Source organism: Actinomadura hibisca NBRC 15177, from assembly GCF_001552635.1.
Classification (GTDB): domain Bacteria; phylum Actinomycetota; class Actinomycetes; order Streptosporangiales; family Streptosporangiaceae; genus Spirillospora; species Spirillospora hibisca.
In genome coordinates this window covers 11904-31573 of sequence record NZ_BCRO01000029.1, presented here as the reverse complement: position 1 = coordinate 31573, position 19670 = coordinate 11904, and the positions used below count along the sequence as shown (strand labels likewise).

Genomic DNA, 19670 nt, shown 5'->3' with positions numbered 1-19670 from the left:
GGGGACGGGCCCTCAACGAGGCCGGGTCAGGCGATCGGCGAGTTGCGCTCGTCGTTCTCGGCCCGGATCACCTGCATCACCGCGTTGATCAGCGCCAGGTGCGTGAACGCCTGCGGGAAGTTGCCGAGGTGGCGGCCGGTGTGCGGGTCGATCTCCTCGGCGTACAGCTGCAACGGGCTGGCGTAGGACAGCAGCTTCTCGCACAGCGCCCGCGCCCGCTCCAGCTCGCCGATCATCACCAGCGCGCTGACCAGCCAGAACGAGCAGATCGTGAAGGTGCCCTCCTCCGAGTCGAAACCGTCGTCGGTCTCGGTCGCCCGGTAGCGCAGCACCAGGTCGTCCTCCGACAGCTCGTCGGCGATCGCCAGCACCGTCTCGCGCACCCGCTTGTCGTCGGCGGGCAGGAAGCCCAGCAGCGGGATCAGCAGCGCCGAGGCGTCCAGCGCCGTCGCGCCGTAGTGCGCGGTGAACACCCCGCGCTCGTCCAGCGCGTTGGCGAGCACGTCGGCGTGCATCTCGTCGGCGGCCTGCTGCCAGCGGCGGGCGCGCTCCTCGTCGCCGCGGATGCGGGCGAGGCGCGCGCCGCGGTCGGCGGCCACCCAGCAGAAGACCTTGGAGGAGGTGAAGTGCTGCGGGTCGCCGCGCACCTCCCACATCCCGCAGTCGGGGGTCTTCCAGTTGGCCAGGGCGTCCTCGACCTGCTTGACGACGATCTTCCACAGCCGGTCGTCCAGCCGGTCCCGCTTGCGCACGAACATGTAGATGGAGCCGATGATGGCGCCCCACACGTCGTGCTGGGCCTGCATGTACGCCTCGTTGCCGATGCGCACCGGGCGGGCGTTGTCGTACCCGCTGAGGTGGTCCAGCGTCGACTCGGGCAGCTCCTCGCGGCCGTCGAGGCCGTACATGATCTGGAGCTTGCCCTCGGCGGCCTCGGCGACGTCGGTGATGAAGTAGAAGAAGTCGTTGGCCTCCCAGTCGTAGCCCAGGGTGTAGAAGGCCCACAGCGCCATCGTGGAGTCGCGGATCCAGGTGTAGCGGTAGTCCCAGTTGCGGTCGCCGCCCGGCGCCTCCGGCAGGGAGGTCGTCGCGGCCGCCGCGACCGCGCCCGTGGGGCCGTAGGTCAGGCCCTTCAACGTGAGCGCGCTGCGCTGGAGGTGGCTGCGCCACGGGTGGTCGGGGAAGCGGCCCCGGTCCAGCCAGTGCTGCCAGTGGTGCACCGTCCACACCAGGCGCTCGTGCGCCTCCTCGTAGTCGACCGGCGGCTCGTGCTCGCTCCACGACAGCGCGACGAACCGCGCGTCGCCCTGCTTCAGCAGCGTGCGCGAGGTGGCCAGCGACCCCTCGAAGCCCACGTTCATGTCGGTGCTCAGGCGCAGGTTGATGCCGTTGCCGCGGGCCACCGCCTCGTGGTAGCCCGCCCCGGCGTGCTCCCAGCGCGCGGGCGTCTGCCCGTAGTCGAACACCGGCATGCAGTCCAGGCGCACCTGGGCCTGGCCGTTCACGCACCGCACCATGCGCAGCAGCACGTGGTCGGCGTCGTAGTCGGTGGGGGCGCGCCGGTGGGTGTGGGACCGCTCGGTCTCGTGGTGCCAGGGCCCCATCAGCAGGGCGTCGGTCACCACCACCCAGCCCCCGTGCACCCACCAGGTGGTCTCCATCACCATCGTGCCCGGGATGTAGCGCTGCGCGGCGGGCACCTCCACGCCCGCGGGACCCACCCTGAAATACCCCGCGTCCCGGTCCAGGATCGAACCGAACACGCTGGGGGAGTCCATCTTGGGCAGGCACATCCACTCGATGTTCCCGCTCGGCGCCACCAGCGCGGTCGTCTCACAGTCGGACAGGAACCCGAAATCGGCGATCGGGGCGAACGGGTCTCCCGCCCGGCCTCCGGCGACCATCGGCCTCACAACCTCACCTCCTTGATCCATCATTCCCTCTCCTGGGCAATGGCCACGCCATGTCACCGGCGTGATTCCCCGGCGTCATGTCGGGGACGTCGTTATTGGAATAGACCACTACGACCTGTCTGACCTGCGGCGACGCACTCCGGGGAAGGGGGCGGTAACCGAAGGTCGTGCTGCGGGGTACAGTCCCCGCAAACAGGACATCGGGCTGCCACCGCCGGGTGAGATGCCGCACTTCGCCTGGTCGGCGGGGTGTGATCGTTTACCGGCGGGGGAGACCCGGGTCCTGGGGTTGGGTGGAATCGGAGCGAGAAGGAGCTCCCCGTGCCGAAGTTCGTGTACGACTTCACAGAGGGCAACAAGGACCTCAAGGATCTGCTGGGAGGCAAGGGCGCCAACCTGGCCGAGATGACCAATCTCGGCCTGCCGGTGCCCCCCGGCTTCACGATCACGACGGAGGCCTGCCGCCACTACCTCGAGCACGGGAGCTTTCCCGAAGGGCTTGAGGACGAGGTAGCCGGGCACCTCCGCGCGCTGGAGGAGGCGATGGGCAAGCGCCTCGGCCAGGCCGACGACCCGCTGCTGGTCAGCGTGCGCTCGGGCGCCAAGTTCAGCATGCCCGGCATGATGGAGACCGTTCTCAACATCGGGTTGAACGACGAGTCGGTGCGGGGGCTGGCGGCCCAGGCCGGCGATGAGCGCTTCGCCTGGGACTCCTACCGGCGCCTGATCCAGATGTTCGGCAAGACCGTGCTGGACATCGAGGGCGACCTGTTCGAGGACGCCATCGAGGCCGCCAAGGACGCCAAGGGCACCAAGGACGACGGCGACCTGGACGCCGACGACTTCCGGGCGCTGGTCGACACCTACAAGGGCATCGTCCGCGAGCACGCCGGCCGGGAGTTCCCGACCGACCCGCGCGAGCAGATGGACCTGGCCGTCAAGGCCGTCTTCGACTCCTGGAACGCCGACCGCGCCATCCTGTACCGCCGCCAGGAGCGCATCCCGGTGGACCTCGGCACCGCCGTCAACATCTGCTCGATGGTGTTCGGCAACCTCGGCATGGACTCGGGCACCGGCGTGGCCTTCACCCGCGACCCCGCCTCCGGCCACCAGGGCATCTACGGCGACTACCTGCAGAACGCGCAGGGCGAGGACGTGGTGGCGGGCATCCGCAACACCGTCCCGCTGACCGAGCTCGGACGCATCGACAAGTCCTCCTATGACCAGCTGCTCCAGATCATGGAGAAGCTGGAGAACCACTACCTGGACATGTGCGACATCGAGTTCACGATCGAGCGCGGCAAGCTCTGGATGCTCCAGACGCGCGTGGGCAAGCGGACCGCCGCCGCGGCGTTCCGCATCGCCTGCCAGCTCTGGGACCAGGGCCTGATCGACGCCGACGAGGCCGTGCAGCGCGTCACCGGCGACCAGCTCGCCCAGCTCATGTTCCCCCGCTTCGACGAGACGAAGCTCGAAGGGATCACCAAGCTCACCAAGGGCATGAACGCCTCCCCGGGCGCGGCCGTCGGCAAGGCGGTGTTCACCTCGGCGCGCGCCGTCGAGCTGGCCGCCCAGGGCGAGGACGTCATCCTGGTCCGCCGCGAGACCAACCCCGACGACCTGTCCGGCATGGTCGCCGCGCAGGGCGTGCTGACCTCGCGCGGCGGCAAGACCTCGCACGCCGCCGTGGTCGCCCGCGGCATGGGCAAGACCTGCGTCTGCGGCGCCGAGGAGCTGGAGGTCGACGTCAAGGGCGGCAGCTTCACCGCGCCCGGCGACGTGGTCGTGCGCGAGGGCGACGTCATCTCCATCGACGGCTCCAGCGGCGAGGTCTACCTCGGCGAGGTGCCGGTCCAGAACTCCCCCGTCGTGCAGTACTTCGAGGGCGAGATCGGGGCCGACGCCGACGAGCTGGTCACCTCCGTGGACCGGCTCATGGCGCACGCCGACGCGCAGGCCCGGCTGAAGGTCCGCGCCAACTCCGACAACCCCGAGGACTCCGCGCGGGCCCGGCGCTTCGGCGCGCAGGGCATCGGCCTGTGCCGCACCGAGCACATGTTCCTCGGCGACCGGCGGCAGCTGGTGGAGAAGCTGGTGCTGGCCGAGACCGACGAGGAGCGCACCGCCGCCCTGGAGGAGCTGGAGCCGCTCCAGCGCGCCGACTTCACCGGCATCTTCGAGGCCATGGACGGGCTGCCGGTCACGATCCGCCTCATCGACCCGCCGCTGCACGAATTCCTTCCCGACTTCACGGAGTTGTCGGTCAAGGTCGCGCTCGCCGGAGACGGCGCGGACCCCCAGGACCGGAGACTGCTGGAGGCGGTCCACCGCCTGCACGAGCAGAACCCTATGCTCGGACTGCGGGGAGTGCGTCTGGGTTTGGTGATTCCCGGACTTTTCTCTATGCAGGTGCGGGCGATCGCCGAGGCCGCCGCCGACCGCCGCAAGGCGGGCGGGGACCCCCGGCCCGAGATCATGATCCCACTCGTCGGGGCCGTGCAGGAACTGGAGGCCGTCCGCGACGAGGCCCGCCAGGTGCTGGCCGAGGTGGCGGCGGAGTCGGGCGTGGACGTCCCGGCGCTGATCGGCACCATGATCGAGCTGCCCCGGGCCGCGCTGACCGCCGGGCAGATCGCCGAGGCCGCCGAGTTCTTCTCCTTCGGCACCAACGACCTCACCCAGACCACCTGGGGCTTCTCCCGCGACGACGTCGAGGCCGCGTTCTTCTCCCGCTACCTGGAGCTGGGGATCTTCGGGGTGTCGCCGTTCGAGACGCTGGACCGCGAGGGCGTCGGCCGCCTGGTGCGGATCGCCGCCGAGGAGGGCCGCAAGACCCGGCCGGGCATCAAGCTCGGCATCTGCGGCGAGCACGGCGGCGACCCCGACTCGGTGCACTTCTGCCACGAGGTCGGCCTGGACTACGTGTCCTGCTCGCCGTTCCGCGTGCCGGTCGCCCGGCTGGAAGCGGGCCGCGCCGCCGTCGAGTCGGCGGGCAGCGACCACCGGTAACCGGTAGGCGAAGGCTAAGAGGCCGCGAGATCTTCCCCACGGGGGAGGGTTTCGCGGCCTTCGCCGTATTTCCTTGTGAACCACGGAGGCCCGGCGGAGCATCTAACCTTCCATGCACCGTTCTTTTGGTAGGGGAGGGCGCCATCACGATTTTCGTGGATTGGACTCCTTGCCCGTTCGCTTTCACCTAGAGTGTTCGTCGTGTCGCAGACACTCCGGACCCTCAAGCGGCGGGCCGGGTTATCAACGTCCGACCGTGGTTTCGACGGCGTCACCGGCCTCGTGCTCTTCTAAAAGATCAAGAGGCCGCCGTCATCTGAACCGAGACGGTGGAAACCCATCACATCCCCGGATGGCGGTGGGACTCCCGAGAAGGGGGCTGTGCGGGAACCGGGCAGGTTTCTTCGCAGGCTGTAACCTGGTGTGCCGAACATGATGATGCTGGACACCAAGGTGTGCGAGTCCGAACAGCCGGACCGGCCGGGTGGGCGTCCCCGCGGGGACGCCCACCGGCGGCGGCGCCGCGCGCCTCGTTCGACCCGCTTCGTGGTCATCTGGTCGGTGGTGCTGGGGGTGCTCGCCGTCGCCGTGCTCACCCCGCTGACGGTCGGCGCGCGCATCTGGTACCAGGCCCGCCAGGACGAGCGCCCCAAGTCCGACACGATCATCGTGCTGGGCGCGGCCCAGTACAACGGCCGCCCGTCCCCGACCCTGCAGTGGCGGCTCCAGCACGCGCTGGACCTGTACCGCAAGGGCGTCGCGCCGCGCATCGTCACCGTCGGCGGCAAGGCCCCCGGCGACAACTTCACCGAGGCCGACTCGGGCCGCAGGTGGCTGATCACCAAGGGCGGGCTGCCCGCCGACCGCGTGGTGTCGGTCCCGGTGGGCCGCGACACGCTGGAGAGCTTCCGGGCGCTCGGCGACCGCTTCGAGCGCTCCGGCTGGAAGTCCGGCGTGATCGTCACCGATCCGTGGCACGGGCTGCGGTCCAAGCGCATGGCCGCCGACAACGGCATCGAGGCCGCCTCCTCGCCCACCCGCAGCGGCCCGAGCGTGCAGACGCGGCACACCCAGCTGCACTACATCATTCGCGAGACCGGCGGCTACCTGTCCTACGTGCTGTTCGGCAAGAGCGTGAAGGCGCCCAGCGAGACCATCAAGACGACCCCGGGCACCACCGGCACGGGCTGACCCCCCGCCCGGACCGGCCCCCGCATCACGCGGAACGTCCCAGGTCCCGCATACCCTGGAAGGCGATGAGGGACTATTCACACCACGACCGGCAGCGGTGGGCCCCCGAGGCCCCCAAGCGCCGGGACCGCACCGCCTTCGAGCGCGACCGCGCCCGCGTCCTGCACAGCGCCGCTCTGCGGCGGCTGGCCGCCAAGACCCAGGTCGCCTCGCCCGGCGCCGAGCCCGAGGGCAACGTGCAGAGCCTGCGCACCCGGCTCACCCACTCGCTGGAGTGCGCCCAGGTCGGCCGCGAGCTGGGCAAGGCGCTGGGCTGCGACCCCGACCTGGTCGAGACCGCCTGCCTGGCGCACGACATCGGGCACCCGCCGTTCGGCCACAACGGCGAGGCCGCGCTCGACGTCGTCGCCCGCGCCTGCGGCGGCTTCGAGGGCAACGCGCAGAGCCTGCGGGTGCTGACGCGGCTGGAGCCCAAGTCGTTCGCGCCCGACGGCCCGCCGCTGCACGGCCGCAGCGTCGGCCTCAACCTGACCCGCGCCGCGCTGGACGCGTCCATGAAGTACCCCTGGACGCTGGGCGACGCCGTCGGCGGCAAGTTCGGCGTCTACGACGACGACGTGGCGGTGGCGCGCTGGGCGCGCGAGGAGGTGACGCCCGGCCGCGTCTGCTTCGAGGCGCAGGTCATGGACTGGAGCGACGACGTCGCCTACTCCGTGCACGACCTGGAGGACGCGCTGGTCGCCGGGCACGTCGACTTCGGGCTGCTGGCCGACCCCGCCGAGCGCCGCCTGGTCGCCGCGACCGCGATCAAGCTGTACTGCGACGACGCCGACCTCGCCGAGCTGGAGGAGCGCTTCGCCGAGCTGCTGGCCCAGCCCTACTGGCCCGACCGCTACGACGGCTCGCCGCGCTCGCTCGCGGCCCTGAAGAACCTGACCAGCACGCTGATCGGCCGGTTCTGCCTGGCCGCCGAGGACGCCACCCGCGCCGCCCACGGCGACCGGCCGCTCACCCGCTACGCCGCCGACCTGGTCGTGCCGCGCGCCCAGCGGCTGGAGTGCGCGCTGCTCAAGGGCATCACCGCGCACTACGTGTGGATCAGCCACGAGCGCATCCGGGCCCGGCAGCGCGACCTGATCGTCGAGCTGGCCGACGCCCTGCTGGCGGGCGCGCCCGGCACCCTAGACGCGGGTTTCCGCATGGCGTTCGAGGAGGCGGGCGACGACGCCGGGCGGCTGCGCGCGGTCGTCGACCAGATCGCGTCGCTGACGGACGTGTCGGCGGTAGCGCGGCACAAGCTCCTCATAGGCTGAGGTGCCATCGCGTCGCTGACGACAGTGCTTATGGGCGGTGGCGCGGCACAGGCTCCTCACCGGCTGAGGCGTTTTCGACCCAGTGGGGTGATACAAGGCCCTTGTCTCGTTGTGGAGGGCGCTGTAGGGATACAAGGACGAGGCGCAGCCGTGTCCCCCCACAGGAGGTCGCCATGTCCGAGGAGACGTTCGTCATCGTCGGAGCGAGCCTGACCGGCGCGAAGGCGGCCGAGACGCTGCGCGCCGAGGGCTTTCGGGGGCGGGTCGTGCTGATCGGCGAGGAGATCGAGCGCCCCTACGAGCGACCGCCCCTGTCCAAGGGCTTCCTGCTGGGCAAGGAACCCCGGGAGAAGGCGCACGTCCACGAGGCCGACTGGTACGACAAGAACGACGTCGAGCTGCGCCTCGGCACGGTGGTCACCGCCGTCGAGCGCGACGGGCACCGGGTGCGGCTGGCCTCGGGCGAGCGGATCGGCTACGACCGGCTGCTGCTGGCCACCGGCGCCTCGCCGCGCCGCCTGGAGGTGCCCGGCTCCAAGTTGCAGGGCGTGCACTACCTGCGGTCGCTGGCCGACGCGGCGCGGCTGCGCGAGGCGCTGGCGCCGGGCGGCCGCCGGGTGGTGGTCGCGGGCGCGGGCTGGATCGGCCTGGAGGCGGCCGCGGCGGCGCGCGCCCACCGCAACGACGTGACGATCATCGAGCCGGAGCCCACCCCGCTGTACTGCGCGGTCGGCGGCGAGGTCGGCGAGATCTTCGCGTCCCTGCACCGGCGGCACGGCGTGGACCTGCGGCTCGACCAGGACGTGGCGGGTTTCTGGGGCGCGGGCCAGGTGTCGGCGGTGGTCACCTCGGGCGGCGCGGAGGTCCCGGCGGACGTGGTGGTCGCGGGCATCGGCGTGCGGCCCAACACCGCGCTGGCCGAGGACGCCGGGCTGGAGGTGTCCGACGGCGTGCTGGTGGACGCCGCGCTGCGCACCTCCGATCCCGACATCTTCGCCGCCGGGGACGTGGCCAACCCGTTCAACCCGCTGCTCGGGCGGCGGCTGCGCGTGGAGCACTGGGCCAACGCCCTGAACGGCGGGCCCGCCGCCGCCCGCTCGATGCTCGGGCAGGAGGTCGCCTACGACCGCGTCCCCTACTTCTTCACCGACCAGTACGAGCTGGGCATGGAGATGTCGGGGGTGGCCGCGCCGGGCGACTACGACCGGGTGGTGTTCCGGGGCGACGTGGCAGCGCTGGAGTTCATGGCGTTCTGGCTGTCGGAGGAGCGGGTCGTGGCGGGGATGAACGTCAACGTCTGGGACGTGACCGAGGACGTGCAGGCCCTCATCCGCTTGGGCGGGCGCGTCGATCCGGACCGGCTGGCCGATCCCAAGGTCCCGCTGGGCGATCTCCACTGATCCTCCGGAACCGCCGGGTAAGGCACGTAGAGTCTGTTCGGTGGTGACGCAGACGGCCGGGGCGTACCGGCGCGCCCGGGTCGCGGTGACCCTGGCCTTCCTGGTGCACGGCCTGGTCGGGTCCGCCTGGGTGGCGCGCATCCCGCAGATCAAGGAGAGTCTCGGCCTGAGCGAGGGCGCGCTCGGCGTCGCGCTGCTGGGCGCGCCGGTCGGCGTGGTGGCGGGGGTGCGGTTCGCGGGCCGCTGCGTGGCGCGCTGGGGCAGCCGGGACGTCAGCCTGGCGGGCGGCGCGGCCGGGGCGCTGGCGCTGGTCCCGCTGGGGCTGGCCTGGAACCTGGGCTCGCTGATCGTCGCGCTGATGCTGATGGGCGCGTCGCTGGGCCTGATGGACGTGGCGATGAACGCCCAGGGCGTGGTCGTCGAGCGTGGTTACGGGCGGCCGCTGATGTCGGGCCTGCACGGCTCCTACAGCGTCGGAACGCTGCTGGGGGCGCTGGTCGGCGCGGGGGCGGCGCACGCGGACGTCCCGGTGGCGCTGCACCTGGCGCTGATGGCGGTGGCGCTGACGCTCCTGCTGACCGGCGCGCGGGGGATGCTGGACCGGGCGGCCGACGCCGTCCCCGAGTCCCAGCGCCCCGCCGCGCACTCCGAAACGATCGTGAAACCGGGGGACAGGTCCGCCCGGTGGACGCTGGCGATGCTCGGCGTGATCGGCCTCTGCTCGTTCGTGGGCGAGGGCGCTATGGCCGACTGGAGCGCCGTCTACCTGCGCGAATACCTGCACGCCTCGCCGGGCGCGGCCGGGCTCGGCTACGCCGGGTGCGCGGTCGCGATGACGGTCGGGCGGCTGGCCGGGGACCGCGTGGTGGCCCGGTTCGGGCCGGTCCCGGTGTTGCGGATCGGGTCGCTGGTGGCGGCCATCGGGCTGGGGTCGGGGCTCCTGGCGGACGATCCGGTGGCCGCGGTGGCCGGATTCACCCTGTTCGGCCTAGGAGTGGCGGTGGTGGCCCCCGTCACGTTCAGCGCGGCGGGCAACCTCCCCGGCGTCCCGGCCGCCACCGGGATCTCCCGGGTGACGGCCGTCGGCTACCTCGGCCTGCTGGGCGGGCCTCCCGTCATCGGGTTCGTCGCCGAGGGCGTGGGGCTGCCGTGGGCGCTCGCGGTGCCCGCCGTCCTGGCCGGGGCGATCGTCGCGCTGGCCGGGGCGACCGCCGCCGCCCGGGACTGATCTTCATTTGGGGGGTTGCACCCCTGCATAAGCCGCACTCGGGTAAGGTCTGGGCAAGTGAGCACCTTGCAGCGGTCAAGACCGGTCAAACCGGTCACGGCTGCGCGGGATTACCGCACTTTCGTGCGCGAACTCCTCAGTTTCGGCTTCGTCGGGTTCATCGGCACCGTGATCACCATCGGCGGCGCCAACCTGCTGCGGCACTGGCTGGGCGGCTCGCCGCTGACCAGCGTGATCATCCCCACCGCGGTCTCCACGCTGAGCTCCTACCTGCTCAACCGCTACTGGACCTTCCGCGGCAGCCGCAGCGACGGCTCGGGCCGCGAGGTGGCGCTGTTCTTCGGCCTCAACGCCATCGGCGCGGCCATCCAGGTGTTGTGCACCGGCTTCACCTACTACACCCTCGGCCTGCACAGCGGGTTCGCCTACAACCTCGCGCTGCTGGCCGGGCTGGGCCTCGCCTCGGCGTTCCGCTACTGGTCCTACAAGAAGTGGATCTTCTCGCCGCACCCGGTGTGAGCCGCCGCCTCAGATCTCGCCGCGCACCATCCGGATCAGCCGGTCCAGCACCGGCCCGGCCCGCAGCCCGTCGTGCTCGTGCTCGTTGGTGATCCAGGTCCGCAGGTTCGGGACGAGCGCGGCGGTGCGCAGCGACAGTTCGCGGTCCACGTACATGTCGTCGTGGTAGACGGCGGCGGCCACCGGCACCGTGTTGGCGCGCAGCCGCGCGGCGTCGTACAGCGGCGGCCAGTCCTCGCGCGCGGCCAGCAGCTCCGCCGCCTCGCGCAGCGGGCGCAGCGCCGGGTCCTGCTCGAACATCCAGGGGTAGACCATCTCGCCGGTGAACAGCAGCGGCGCGCCGTCGTCCAGCACGTCGAACTCGGGGAAGTCCGCGCGGACCCGCTGCGCCGACCAGGCGGTCGCGCCCGGACCCTGCGCGTAGCAGCCCTCGTGCAGGTAGGCGTTCAGCGGGTGCGAGGCGAAGCTGACCAGCGGCGCGACCTGCTCCAGGAACGCGTCGGTCAGCTCGGGGCCGTCGTCGAAGGCGTCCTCCACCAGGTAGTGCATCCGGGCCGCGCCGGTGCTCATGCCCAGCATGATGCCGATGGCCTGGAAACGCTCCAGCGTCAGCGGGCTGCCGTCGGGCAGGCGCTCGTCGTGGTCGCGCAGCCGCCGCCCGATGGCCCGGACGCGCTCGGCGTCCTCGGGGAAGCGGGCGTAGTACTCGGCGTTCTTGGCGAGGACCGTCCGGTAGGTGGCCTGGTAGACCTCGTCGGCGGTGGCGTCGACACCGGGAATGCCGCCGGTGATGAACACCTCGCGCAGCCCCTCGGGCGCGAACGACAGGTAGGTCAGCGAGCAGAACCCGCCGTAGCTCTGCCCGAGCACGCTCCACCGAGCGTCGCCGAGCAGCTCACGGCGGATCAGCTCGGCGTCCCGGACGATCGAGTCGGCGCGGAAGTGCGCCAGGTACTCCGCCTGCGCCTTGGCGTCGCCCACCCGGGCGAGCGTGCGCCGGTTGGCGGGCGTGGAACGGGCGGTGCCGCGCTGGTCGAGCAGCAACACCCGGTAGTCGTCGAGGGCGCGGTCGAGCCAGGTGTCCCGGCCGAGCGGCCGGGGCGAGCCGAACCCGGGGCCGCCCTGGAGGAACAACAACCACGGGAGGTCCTGGTCGGCCTTGGCCGCCGCGACGACCTCCCGCGCGAACACCGAGATCCGCGGGCCGCCGGGCCGGTCGTGGTCGAGGGGGACGGCGAAGCGGCGGTCGGTCGTGACGATGCCGGGCAGGCGGTGGGTTCCCATGATCCCGACCGTACCCGCGCCGGACGGGCGTCCGGCACGCCCGCCGCCGCACGGCCCGCAGGTCCTCGCGCATCCCGGAATCCGCGCGGGCCGGGCGGGGCGGGCTAGGCGGGTCTGGTCGCGACGACCACGGTGGCGTCCAGCTCGTCGCACACCGCCACCTCGACGCGGAGACCGGCGGCCTCGACGGTCGCGACGGCCCGCGCCGCCTGCCGGTCGCTGGTCTCGAACAGCAGGTGGCCGCCCGGCGCGAGCCAGTCCGGCGCCTCCCCGGCGACCCGGCGCAGCACCGCCAGCCCGTCCGCGCCGCCGTCCAGCGCCACGCGCGCCTCGTGCTCGCGGGCCTCGGCCGGGAGCAGCGCGACCTCGCCGGTGGGCACGTAGGGCACGTTGGCCAGCAGCGTCGCGACCCGGCCGCGCAGGGCGGCGGGCAGCGGCGCGAACAGGTCGCCCTCGTAGACCGGGCCGTCGAGGTTGCGGCGCGCGCACCGCACCGCCGCCGGGTCGATGTCGGCGGCGTGCAGCTCGATCGACGGCAGCGCCGCCGCCAGCGCCGCGCCCAGCGCGCCCGACCCGCAGCACAGGTCGACCACGACCGCGCCCGGCGGGGTGCGGAGCGCGGCCTGCCCGACCAGGAACTCGGTGCGGCGGCGCGGCACGAAGACGCCGGGGTCCACGCTGACGCGCAGCCCGCGGAACCCGGCCCAGCCGAGGACGTGTTCGAGGGGGAGCCCGGCGGCGCGGCGCGCCACCATCGTCGCCAGCTCGGCGGGCGTGCCCGCCGTGGCGACGATCAGTTCCGCCTCGTCCTCGGCGAACACGCAGCCCGCGGCGCGGAGCCGGGCGACGACGGCGGAGAGCGGGACGGAGGAGAGGGAGACCGGCATGAGGACCTTCCGAAAAGCCGAAGGGTGCTCTGGCGGCGGCCCGGACGCCGGGACTAGGCCCGGCGGACGGCGCGGCCACGGGAGGGGAGCGCCCGAGTTGACACAGCGGTAACGGGTCCCACCTCCTCGGTCCGTGCTCGTACGTACGGGTGATCTTACCGCTCTCGCAGGAGGGCGAGCCCCTGGGCCAGGACGCGGCCGCTCCGGGGGAAGTCCGCGCCGAGCAGTTCCGCCAGCGCCTCGCAGCCCGCCGTCAGCACCGGGCGGGGCACGCCGCGCACCGCCATGACGCGCGCCTGCCAGGCGGTGAAGGCGGTGAACAGCTCCGGGTCGTCCACCAGCAGCGCCGCCGCCAGGAAGTCGGTGACGCGGCCGATGTCGTCGCGGGCGCAGGCCAGCCGCCGCTCGTCGTACTCCTTGGCCGCCGGGAGCCCCTCGACCAGCGCCTCGACGGTCCCCGCCGCGAGGCGGTCGCGCTCTTCGGCCAGCCGCACGTGCTCGCCGTCGTCCCGGGGCGGCGGGCCGAGCGGGGGAGGGGCGAAGGCGGGCCAGCCGGCCGCGAGCCGGGCCGCCGCGCCCGGACCGTCGGCGGCCCAGCCGGTCGCGCCCAGCGCCAGCGCCCACCGGCCGTCCGGCCCGAACCCGGCGCCGCCCGCCAGCACCGGCACCGACGCCTGCCGGGCCGCGTCGATCATCGTCTGCGCGGCGGGCAGCAGGTCGGGCAGCGAGCACGACAGCCCGACGGCGTCGGGGCCGAGGTCGTGCAGATAGTTCGCCAGGTGCGCGGCGGGGGTGCTGGCGCCCAGGAAGGCGACCGTCCAGCCCTCGGCCCGCAGGACCTCCCCGGCCATGCGCGCCGCCAGCTCGTGCCACTCCCCGCTCACGCAGGCCAGCACGACGCGGCCGCGCCGCCGGTCGGGGCGCGGCAGCCGCAGCGCCAGCGCCGCCACCACCCGGTCGGAGACGTGGGTGGCGGCGTGCTCGCGCGCCACGTTCCACCTGCCGGTCGCCCAGTGCTCGCCGACCTGGCGCTGGGCGGGCGCGATGAGGCCGGTGAGGATCGCGGCGACCGGGACACCGGCGTCCAGGAGCCCGACGGCGACCGCGACCGCCGCCGTCTCGTCGGCGTGCGTGAGGGCGTCGAGGTAGGCGTCGGCGGCGGTGGCGTCGATGGCGGTCACGGTCCGTCCTCTCCGAGGCGGTGGCCGGGCGGCCAGGCCTGCACGCCCAGGATCGCGATGTCGTCGTGCTCGTTCGGGCCGAGGTGCCGCATCACCATCCGGTCCAGGTGCTCGGCGGTCGCGCCCGGCGGCGCGCCCGCGTACGCGGCCAGGTCGCGGCGGAGCCCCTCGGTGCCGTACATGCGGCGGGCGGCGTCGCGCGCCTCGGTGACGCCGTCGGTGTACAGGTACAGCGCGTCGCCCGGGTCGAGAGTGCGGGCGACCTGCTCGAACTCCGCGTCGGGCAGCGCGCCGACGATCGAGCCCGACATCTCGACCTCCTCGACCTGGCCGTGCCGGCGCAGCAGCAGCGGCGGCAGGTGACCGCCGCTGGCCAGCTCCACCCGCACCGCGCCGTCGCCCAGCGCCGACAGCCGCCCCAGCATCAGGGTGGCGAACCGGCTGTCGTCGGCGATCAGCAACATGCGGTTGACCACGTCCAGGCACTCGGTCAGCGGCAGGTCGAAGTCCGCCACCGTGCGCAGCGCCTGCCGCACCTGCCCGGTGTAGACGGCCGCGCCGACGCCCTTGCCGCACACGTCGCCGAGCGCGAACAGCCAGCCCTGGTGCGGGGAGTACAACACCTGGTAGAAGTCGCCGCCGATCATCGAGCCCTCGGCGGCGGCGCGGTAGGCCGCGCCGAGCCGCACGCCGGGGACCTCCGGCAGCGGCGCGGGCAGCAGCTCGGCCCGCAGCGTGGCCGCCGCCGCGGCGCGGCCCTGGTGCAGGCGCGCGGCGTCCAGGGCCAGCGCGACGCGGTCGGCGTGGTCGCGGATCAGGTCCAGCTCGCGGTCGTCGTAGGGCCGGGCCCGCAGCAGCGTCAGCACGCCCAGGCACGTGCCGTGGACGGTCAGCGGCACCAGCAGCACGGTCACCGTGCCGTCGGCGGAGGCGGCCGGTTCGGCGGCGTCGTCGCAAGCGCCGCCGGAGGCGTTGTCGGAGGTCATGCCGGGCGGGCACAACCGGCGCGCCATCACCGCGCCGACCGCGTCGTGCCGCTCCAGCCGCCCGCTGTCCAGGACGCGCGCGGCGCCGGTGCCGCGCGGCGGGCCGATCTCGAAGCGCACCTCGCCGTGCCGGCAGACGGCGGTCTCGGGCGGGCCGTGCTCGCGGCGCAGCGTGATGCCCGCCCCGTCGGCCAGCTCGTCGGCGGTCAGCCGCACCGCCAGCGTCCACGCCCGGCGCAGGTGCAGCACGCCCGACAGGGTGCGGCTGGTGCGGGCCAGGAACCGCGCGCGCCGCCGCTCCTCCAGCAGCGCGTCCTCCCGGCCGCGCTCGACCGTCACGTCGCGGACGACCCAGGCGGCGTGCCCGCCGGGCAGCGCGGCGCGCCGACCGACGAGCCGCCGCCCGCCGTGGTCGCCGTCGAAGTCCGGCCGCCCCTCGCCGAGCGCCTGCCGGAAGACCGCCACGGCGCTGTCGGACGCCGGGCGGCCCGGCCGCAGGTCGCCCAGCAGCTCGCGGGCGGAGGCGTTGACGCGCCGCACCGTCCCGGCCGCGTCCACCAGCACCACGGCCTCGCCGAGCGCGTCCAGCAGCGCCTGGTCCAGGAGTCGGGGCCCCTCGGCGGCCGCGGCGCGCCCGGGGCCCTGGCCGGACGGGCGGGGGTCCGGGGAGCGGGCGTCGGTCATCGCCGCCGCACCGAGGTCAGCGGGCCCGATGAGGCGTTCATCGTTTCGCTCCGTGCCGCGCAGGAGCCGTCCCCCTAGGCAGAGTCACGACGCGCACCGGCCGTGGCCGGCGGCCTGAGCCACGCCAGGTTACGACCGGTGACGCGTCGAAGTGACGACAATGCGGAGAAGGGTGGGGCGGTTGCCGGTTCCGGCCGCCCGCCCGCCGGGCCGGGCTCCGGCCCGCTCCCGGATCAGCCCAGGTATTCGGCCAGATGGCGGGCGGTGAGGGTCTCACCCCCCGCCACCAGGTCGGCGGGCGTGCCCTCGAAGACGACCTGGCCGCCGTCGTGGCCCGCGCCCGGCCCCAGGTCGACGATCCAGTCCGCGTGCGCCATCACGGCCTGGTGGTGCTCGATGACGACCACGGTGTTGCCGCCGTCGACCAGCCGGTCCAGCAGCGCCAGGAGCTGGTCGACGTCGGCCAGGTGCAGGCCGGTGGTCGGCTCGTCCAGCACGTACACGGTGCCGGGCTCGGCCATCCGGATGGCCAGCTTGAGCCGCTGCCGCTCGCCGCCCGACAGCGTGGTGAGCGGCTGGCCGAGCCCGATGTAGCCGAGCCCCACGTCCACCAGCCGGTCGAGGATGGCGCGCGGCGCGCCCTTGGTGAAGAAGTCGCGGGCCTCGGCGACCGGCATCGCCAGCACCTCGGCGATGTTCTTGCCGTCCAGCAGGTAGGTGAGGACCTTGGGGGTGAAGCGCTTGCCCTCGCACTCCTCGCAGGTGGTGGCGACGCCCGCCATCATGGCGAGGTCGGTGTAGATGACGCCGGCGCCGTTGCAGTTGGGGCAGGCGCCTTCGGAGTTGGCGCTGAACAGGGCGGGCTTGACGCCGTTGGCCTTGGCGAACGCCTTGCGGACCGGTTCGAGCAGGCCGGTGTAGGTCGCCGGGTTGCTGCGCCGCGAACCGCGGATCGCCGACTGGTCGACCACCACGACGCCGTCGCGGCCGGGCAGCGAGCCGTGGATCAGCGAGGACTTGCCGGACCCGGCCACGCCGGTGACCACCGTCAGCACGCCCAGCGGCACCCGCACGCTGACGTCGCGCAGGTTGTTCTGCCGCGCGTTCTCGATGGCCAGGTGGCCCTTGGGCTCGCGGACCCGCTCGCGCAGGGCGACCTTGTGGTCCAGGTGGCGGCCGGTGAGGGTGCCGGAGGCGCGCAGGCCCGCCAGGTCGCCCTGGTAGCAGATCTCGCCGCCGCCGGTGCCCGCGCCGGGTCCGAGGTCGACGACGTGGTCGGCGATGGCGATGGTCTCGGGTTTGTGTTCGACGACCAGGACGGTGTTGCCCTTGTCGCGCAGGCGCAGGAGCAGGGTGTTCATGCGCTGGATGTCGTGGGGGTGCAGGCCGATGGTGGGTTCGTCGAAGACGTAGGTGACGTCGGTGAGGCTGGAGCCCAGGTGGCGGACCATCTTGACGCGCTGGGCCTCACCGCCCGACAACGTCCCGGCCGGACGGTCCAGCGACAGGTAACCGAGGCCGATCTCCACGAACGAGTCGAGCGTCTGCCGCAACGTGGCGAGCAGCGGCGCCAGCGACGGCGCGTCGAGCTTGCGGACCCACTCGGCCAGGTCGCTGATCTGCATCGCGCACGCGTCGGCGATGTTGACCTCACCGATCCGCGAGGCGCGGGCGTCCTCGTTCAGCCGCGTGCCGCCGCACTCGGGGCAGGCGGTGAAGGTGACGGCGCGGTCCACGAAGGCGCGGATGTGCGGCTGCATCGCCTCCCGGTCCTTGGACAGGAACGACTTCTGCACCCGGGGGACCAGACCCTCGTAGGTCATGTTGAAGCTGTCGAGCTTCACCTTGGTGGGCTCGCGGTGCAGGAAGTCGTGCAGCTCGGTCTCGGTGTAGTCGCGGATCGGCTTGTTCGCGTCGAGGAAGCCCGACTCGGAGAAGCTCCGCACCAGCCAGCCGTCGGCCTTGTAGCCCGGGATGGTGATCGCGCCCTCGGCGAGCGACTTGGCGTCGTCGTAGAGCTGGGTGAGGTCGATGTCGGTGACGCTGCCCATGCCCTCGCAGCGCGGGCAGGCCCCGGCGGGCACGTTGAAGCTGTAGTGGAACGACGGCCCGGCGCTCGGCTCGCCGAGGCGGCTGAACACGATCCGCAACATCGCGTTGGCGTCGGTGGCGGTGCCCACGGTGGAGCGCGAGTTGGCGCCCATGCGCTCCTGGTCCACCACGATGGCGGCGCTGAGGTTGCGCAGCGCGTCCACGTCGGGGCGGCCGACGTTGGGCATGAAGCCCTGCACGAACGCGCTGTAGGTCTCGTTGATCATCCGCTGCGACTCGGCCGCGATGGTGCCGAACACCAGCGAGCTCTTGCCCGAGCCGGAGACGCCGGTGAACACCGTCAGCCGGCGTTTGGGCAGGTCGATCGAGACGTCGCGCAGGTTGTTCTCCCGCGCCCCGCGCACCTCGATGATGTCGTGGCTGTCGGCGGCGTGCCGGCTCATGTCCCGCTCCCTGGTCACTTTATGCCCTAAAGAGTTACCCGGGCATCGTAGCGGCCGGGTCCGACAGAACCGGCCGGTTCGGGGCGGGACGCCAGTTCCTCGCCGCGGGCCAGGCGGCGGCGCAGCGTGGCCGAGTCGGCGGCCAGGGCGGTGACCAGGACGCCGGGACCGGCGAGGGGGAGCACCGCCAGGCCGTCGGCGGTGTGCGGCTCGCGGGTCAGGCCGGGCCCGGCCAGCAGGACGCTTCCGGCCGCGCGGGCGTCGCCGAGGACGGCGCGGCTGCCGTAGACGGCGGGGTCGTCCAGGCGCAGTTCGTGGCGCAGCAGGGGGACGCCGTCGATCGTCACGTCGAAGCGGCTGGTGTGCCGCCCCGGCTGCTCCCGGTGGCGGCCGAGGACCAGTTCCTCGTACCAGCGCAGGGTCGCGCCGCCGCGCAGCGCGATGTCGGCGGCGGCGCGGTGGTGGCAGCCCGCCGCCGCGACGGTCGGTTCGGGCGCGAAGTCCAGGTGCGCGCCGGGGCCGACCTCGGCGCGGACGGTCATGCGGGACGCGCCGTCACCGGGCAGGGCGAGCGTGGTGGCGGCCGAGCGGACGGTGAGCCGCGCGCCCGCCTCGACCAGCAGTTCCAGTTCGAGGTCGTCGCCGCCGAGCGGTCCGGCCGCCGCGCCGACCAGGTAGACGGTCGCGCCGTCCAGCGGGGCGGTCTCGCGCAGCGCGAGGGGGCCGTCGGAGCGGAGGCGGGGCAGGCGGGTGCGGCCGTCCGCGCCGCACGTCGCGGTGACGGCGGCGCGGGCGGTGTAGCGCCTGGTCACGAGGCGGCGGGCACGTGCTCGTGGCCCTGCTCGTGGCCGTGGCCGTGGCCGTGACCGTGGCCGTGGCCGTGACCGTGGCCGTGACCGTGGTCGTGCGCGTGCTCGGCGGCGGCCTCGCGCAGGATCCGCCGCACCCACGCCGTGACCTCGGGCGCGCCGGGCCGCTCGCGCAGCGAGGTGAACGCGACCGGCCGCCCGTCGCGGACGCGGGCGGCGTCGCGGGCCATCAGGTCCAGGTCGCTGCCGACCAGCGGCGCCAGGTCGGTCTTGTTGACCACCAGCAGGTCGGCGGCCGCGACGCCGAGGCCGCCCTTGCGCGGCACGTCGTCGCCGCCCGCCACGTCCAGCACGAAGATCTGCCGGTCGGCGAGGCCCCGGCTGAACAGCGCGGTCAGGTTGTCGCCGCCGCTCTCCACGATGATCAGCTCTAGGCCGGGGTGCCGCTCCTGGAGGGCCTCCACCGCGTCCAGGTTGGCGGAGATGTCGTCGCGGATGGCGGTGTGCGGGCACGCGCCGGTGCGCACGGCGGTGATCCGGTCGTCGGCGAGCACCGCCTCGCGGCGCAGGAAGTCGGCGTCCTCGGTGGTGTAGATGTCGTTGGTCACCACGGCGAGGTCCACCTCCTCGCGCAGCGCCCGGCACAGGGCGGCGGTCAGCGCGGTCTTGCCGCTGCCGACGGGGCCGCCGATGCCCAGCCGCAACGCGCGGCCGTGCGCGGGGGAGGCGTCGTAGGGGTCGTGGTCGTGGTTGGCGCCCAAGGCGGGGTCC

14 protein-coding genes are annotated in these 19670 nt (G+C 73.4%); 6 read left to right on the top strand and 8 right to left on the bottom strand.

Features of this window, described 5'->3' with window-relative positions; all coding sequences use genetic code 11:
* Window positions 1–26: 26 nt before the first annotated feature.
* Entirely contained in the window at window positions 27–1904 is a 1878-nt protein-coding gene (locus AH6_RS14910) for a glycoside hydrolase family 15 protein (protein WP_067479729.1), read from the bottom strand.
* 330 nt (window positions 1905–2234) lie between these two features.
* Here AH6_RS14910 and ppdK point away from each other — a divergent pair, with 330 nt between their 5' ends.
* The 6 genes from ppdK (at window position 2235) to AH6_RS14880 (ending at window position 10573) form a co-directional block, all read left to right on the top strand.
* Window positions 2235–4922, top strand: a complete 2688-nt coding sequence (gene ppdK, locus AH6_RS14905; RefSeq protein ID WP_067479724.1) for a pyruvate, phosphate dikinase — start codon at window positions 2235–2237, stop codon at window positions 4920–4922.
* A 432-nt stretch (window positions 4923–5354) separates the two neighbouring features.
* Window positions 5355–6113, top strand: a complete 759-nt coding sequence (locus AH6_RS14900) for a YdcF family protein (RefSeq protein ID WP_245679312.1) — start codon at window positions 5355–5357, stop codon at window positions 6111–6113.
* Between the two features lie 65 nt (window positions 6114–6178).
* The gene (locus tag AH6_RS14895) at window positions 6179–7426 is read left to right on the top strand and encodes a deoxyguanosinetriphosphate triphosphohydrolase (RefSeq protein ID WP_067479723.1); all 1248 of its coding nucleotides are present in this window, start codon (window positions 6179–6181) and stop codon (window positions 7424–7426) included.
* 173 nt (window positions 7427–7599) lie between these two features.
* Window positions 7600–8826, top strand: a complete 1227-nt coding sequence (locus AH6_RS14890; protein ID WP_067479721.1) for an NAD(P)/FAD-dependent oxidoreductase — start codon at window positions 7600–7602, stop codon at window positions 8824–8826.
* 40 nt (window positions 8827–8866) lie between these two features.
* A complete protein-coding gene (locus tag AH6_RS14885; protein ID WP_067479720.1) occupies window positions 8867–10054 on the top strand; it encodes an MFS transporter in 1188 nt (395 codons plus the stop codon).
* A 123-nt stretch (window positions 10055–10177) separates the two neighbouring features.
* Complete coding sequence (locus AH6_RS14880; protein ID WP_245679308.1) at window positions 10178–10573, top strand: GtrA family protein; 396 nt, start codon at window positions 10178–10180, stop codon at window positions 10571–10573.
* A 9-nt stretch (window positions 10574–10582) separates the two neighbouring features.
* Here the strand turns inward: AH6_RS14880 and AH6_RS14875 are convergent, their stop codons facing one another.
* The 7 genes from AH6_RS14875 to ureG form a co-directional block, all read right to left on the bottom strand.
* Window positions 10583–11857 carry an alpha/beta fold hydrolase gene (locus AH6_RS14875; RefSeq protein ID WP_067479718.1) on the bottom strand — a complete coding sequence of 425 codons (1275 nt, stop codon included), beginning with the start codon at window positions 11855–11857 and terminating at the stop codon, window positions 10583–10585.
* Window positions 11858–11961: 104 nt separating this feature from the next.
* Complete coding sequence (locus AH6_RS14870; RefSeq protein ID WP_067479717.1) at window positions 11962–12744, bottom strand: putative protein N(5)-glutamine methyltransferase; 783 nt, start codon at window positions 12742–12744, stop codon at window positions 11962–11964.
* Between the two features lie 155 nt (window positions 12745–12899).
* Window positions 12900–13925, bottom strand: a complete 1026-nt coding sequence (locus AH6_RS14865; RefSeq protein WP_218005828.1) for a cobalamin B12-binding domain-containing protein — start codon at window positions 13923–13925, stop codon at window positions 12900–12902.
* Window positions 13922–15595, bottom strand: coding sequence for a SpoIIE family protein phosphatase (locus AH6_RS14860; RefSeq protein WP_083982856.1), 1674 nt, complete (start codon window positions 15593–15595; stop codon window positions 13922–13924). Before AH6_RS14860 ends, AH6_RS14865 begins: the two co-directional genes overlap by 4 nt.
* A gap of 233 nt (window positions 15596–15828) precedes the next feature.
* Window positions 15829–18090, bottom strand: a complete 2262-nt coding sequence (locus AH6_RS14855) for an ATP-binding cassette domain-containing protein (protein ID WP_067479715.1) — start codon at window positions 18088–18090, stop codon at window positions 15829–15831.
* A 26-nt stretch (window positions 18091–18116) separates the two neighbouring features.
* Window positions 18117–18902, bottom strand: a complete 786-nt coding sequence (locus AH6_RS14850) for an urease accessory protein UreD (protein WP_067479714.1) — start codon at window positions 18900–18902, stop codon at window positions 18117–18119.
* Window positions 18899–19660 carry an urease accessory protein UreG gene (gene ureG, locus AH6_RS14845; RefSeq protein ID WP_083982854.1) on the bottom strand — a complete coding sequence of 254 codons (762 nt, stop codon included), beginning with the start codon at window positions 19658–19660 and terminating at the stop codon, window positions 18899–18901. The genes AH6_RS14850 and ureG overlap by 4 nt, the downstream gene beginning before the upstream one ends.
* Between the last annotated feature and the right edge of the window lie 10 nt (window positions 19661–19670).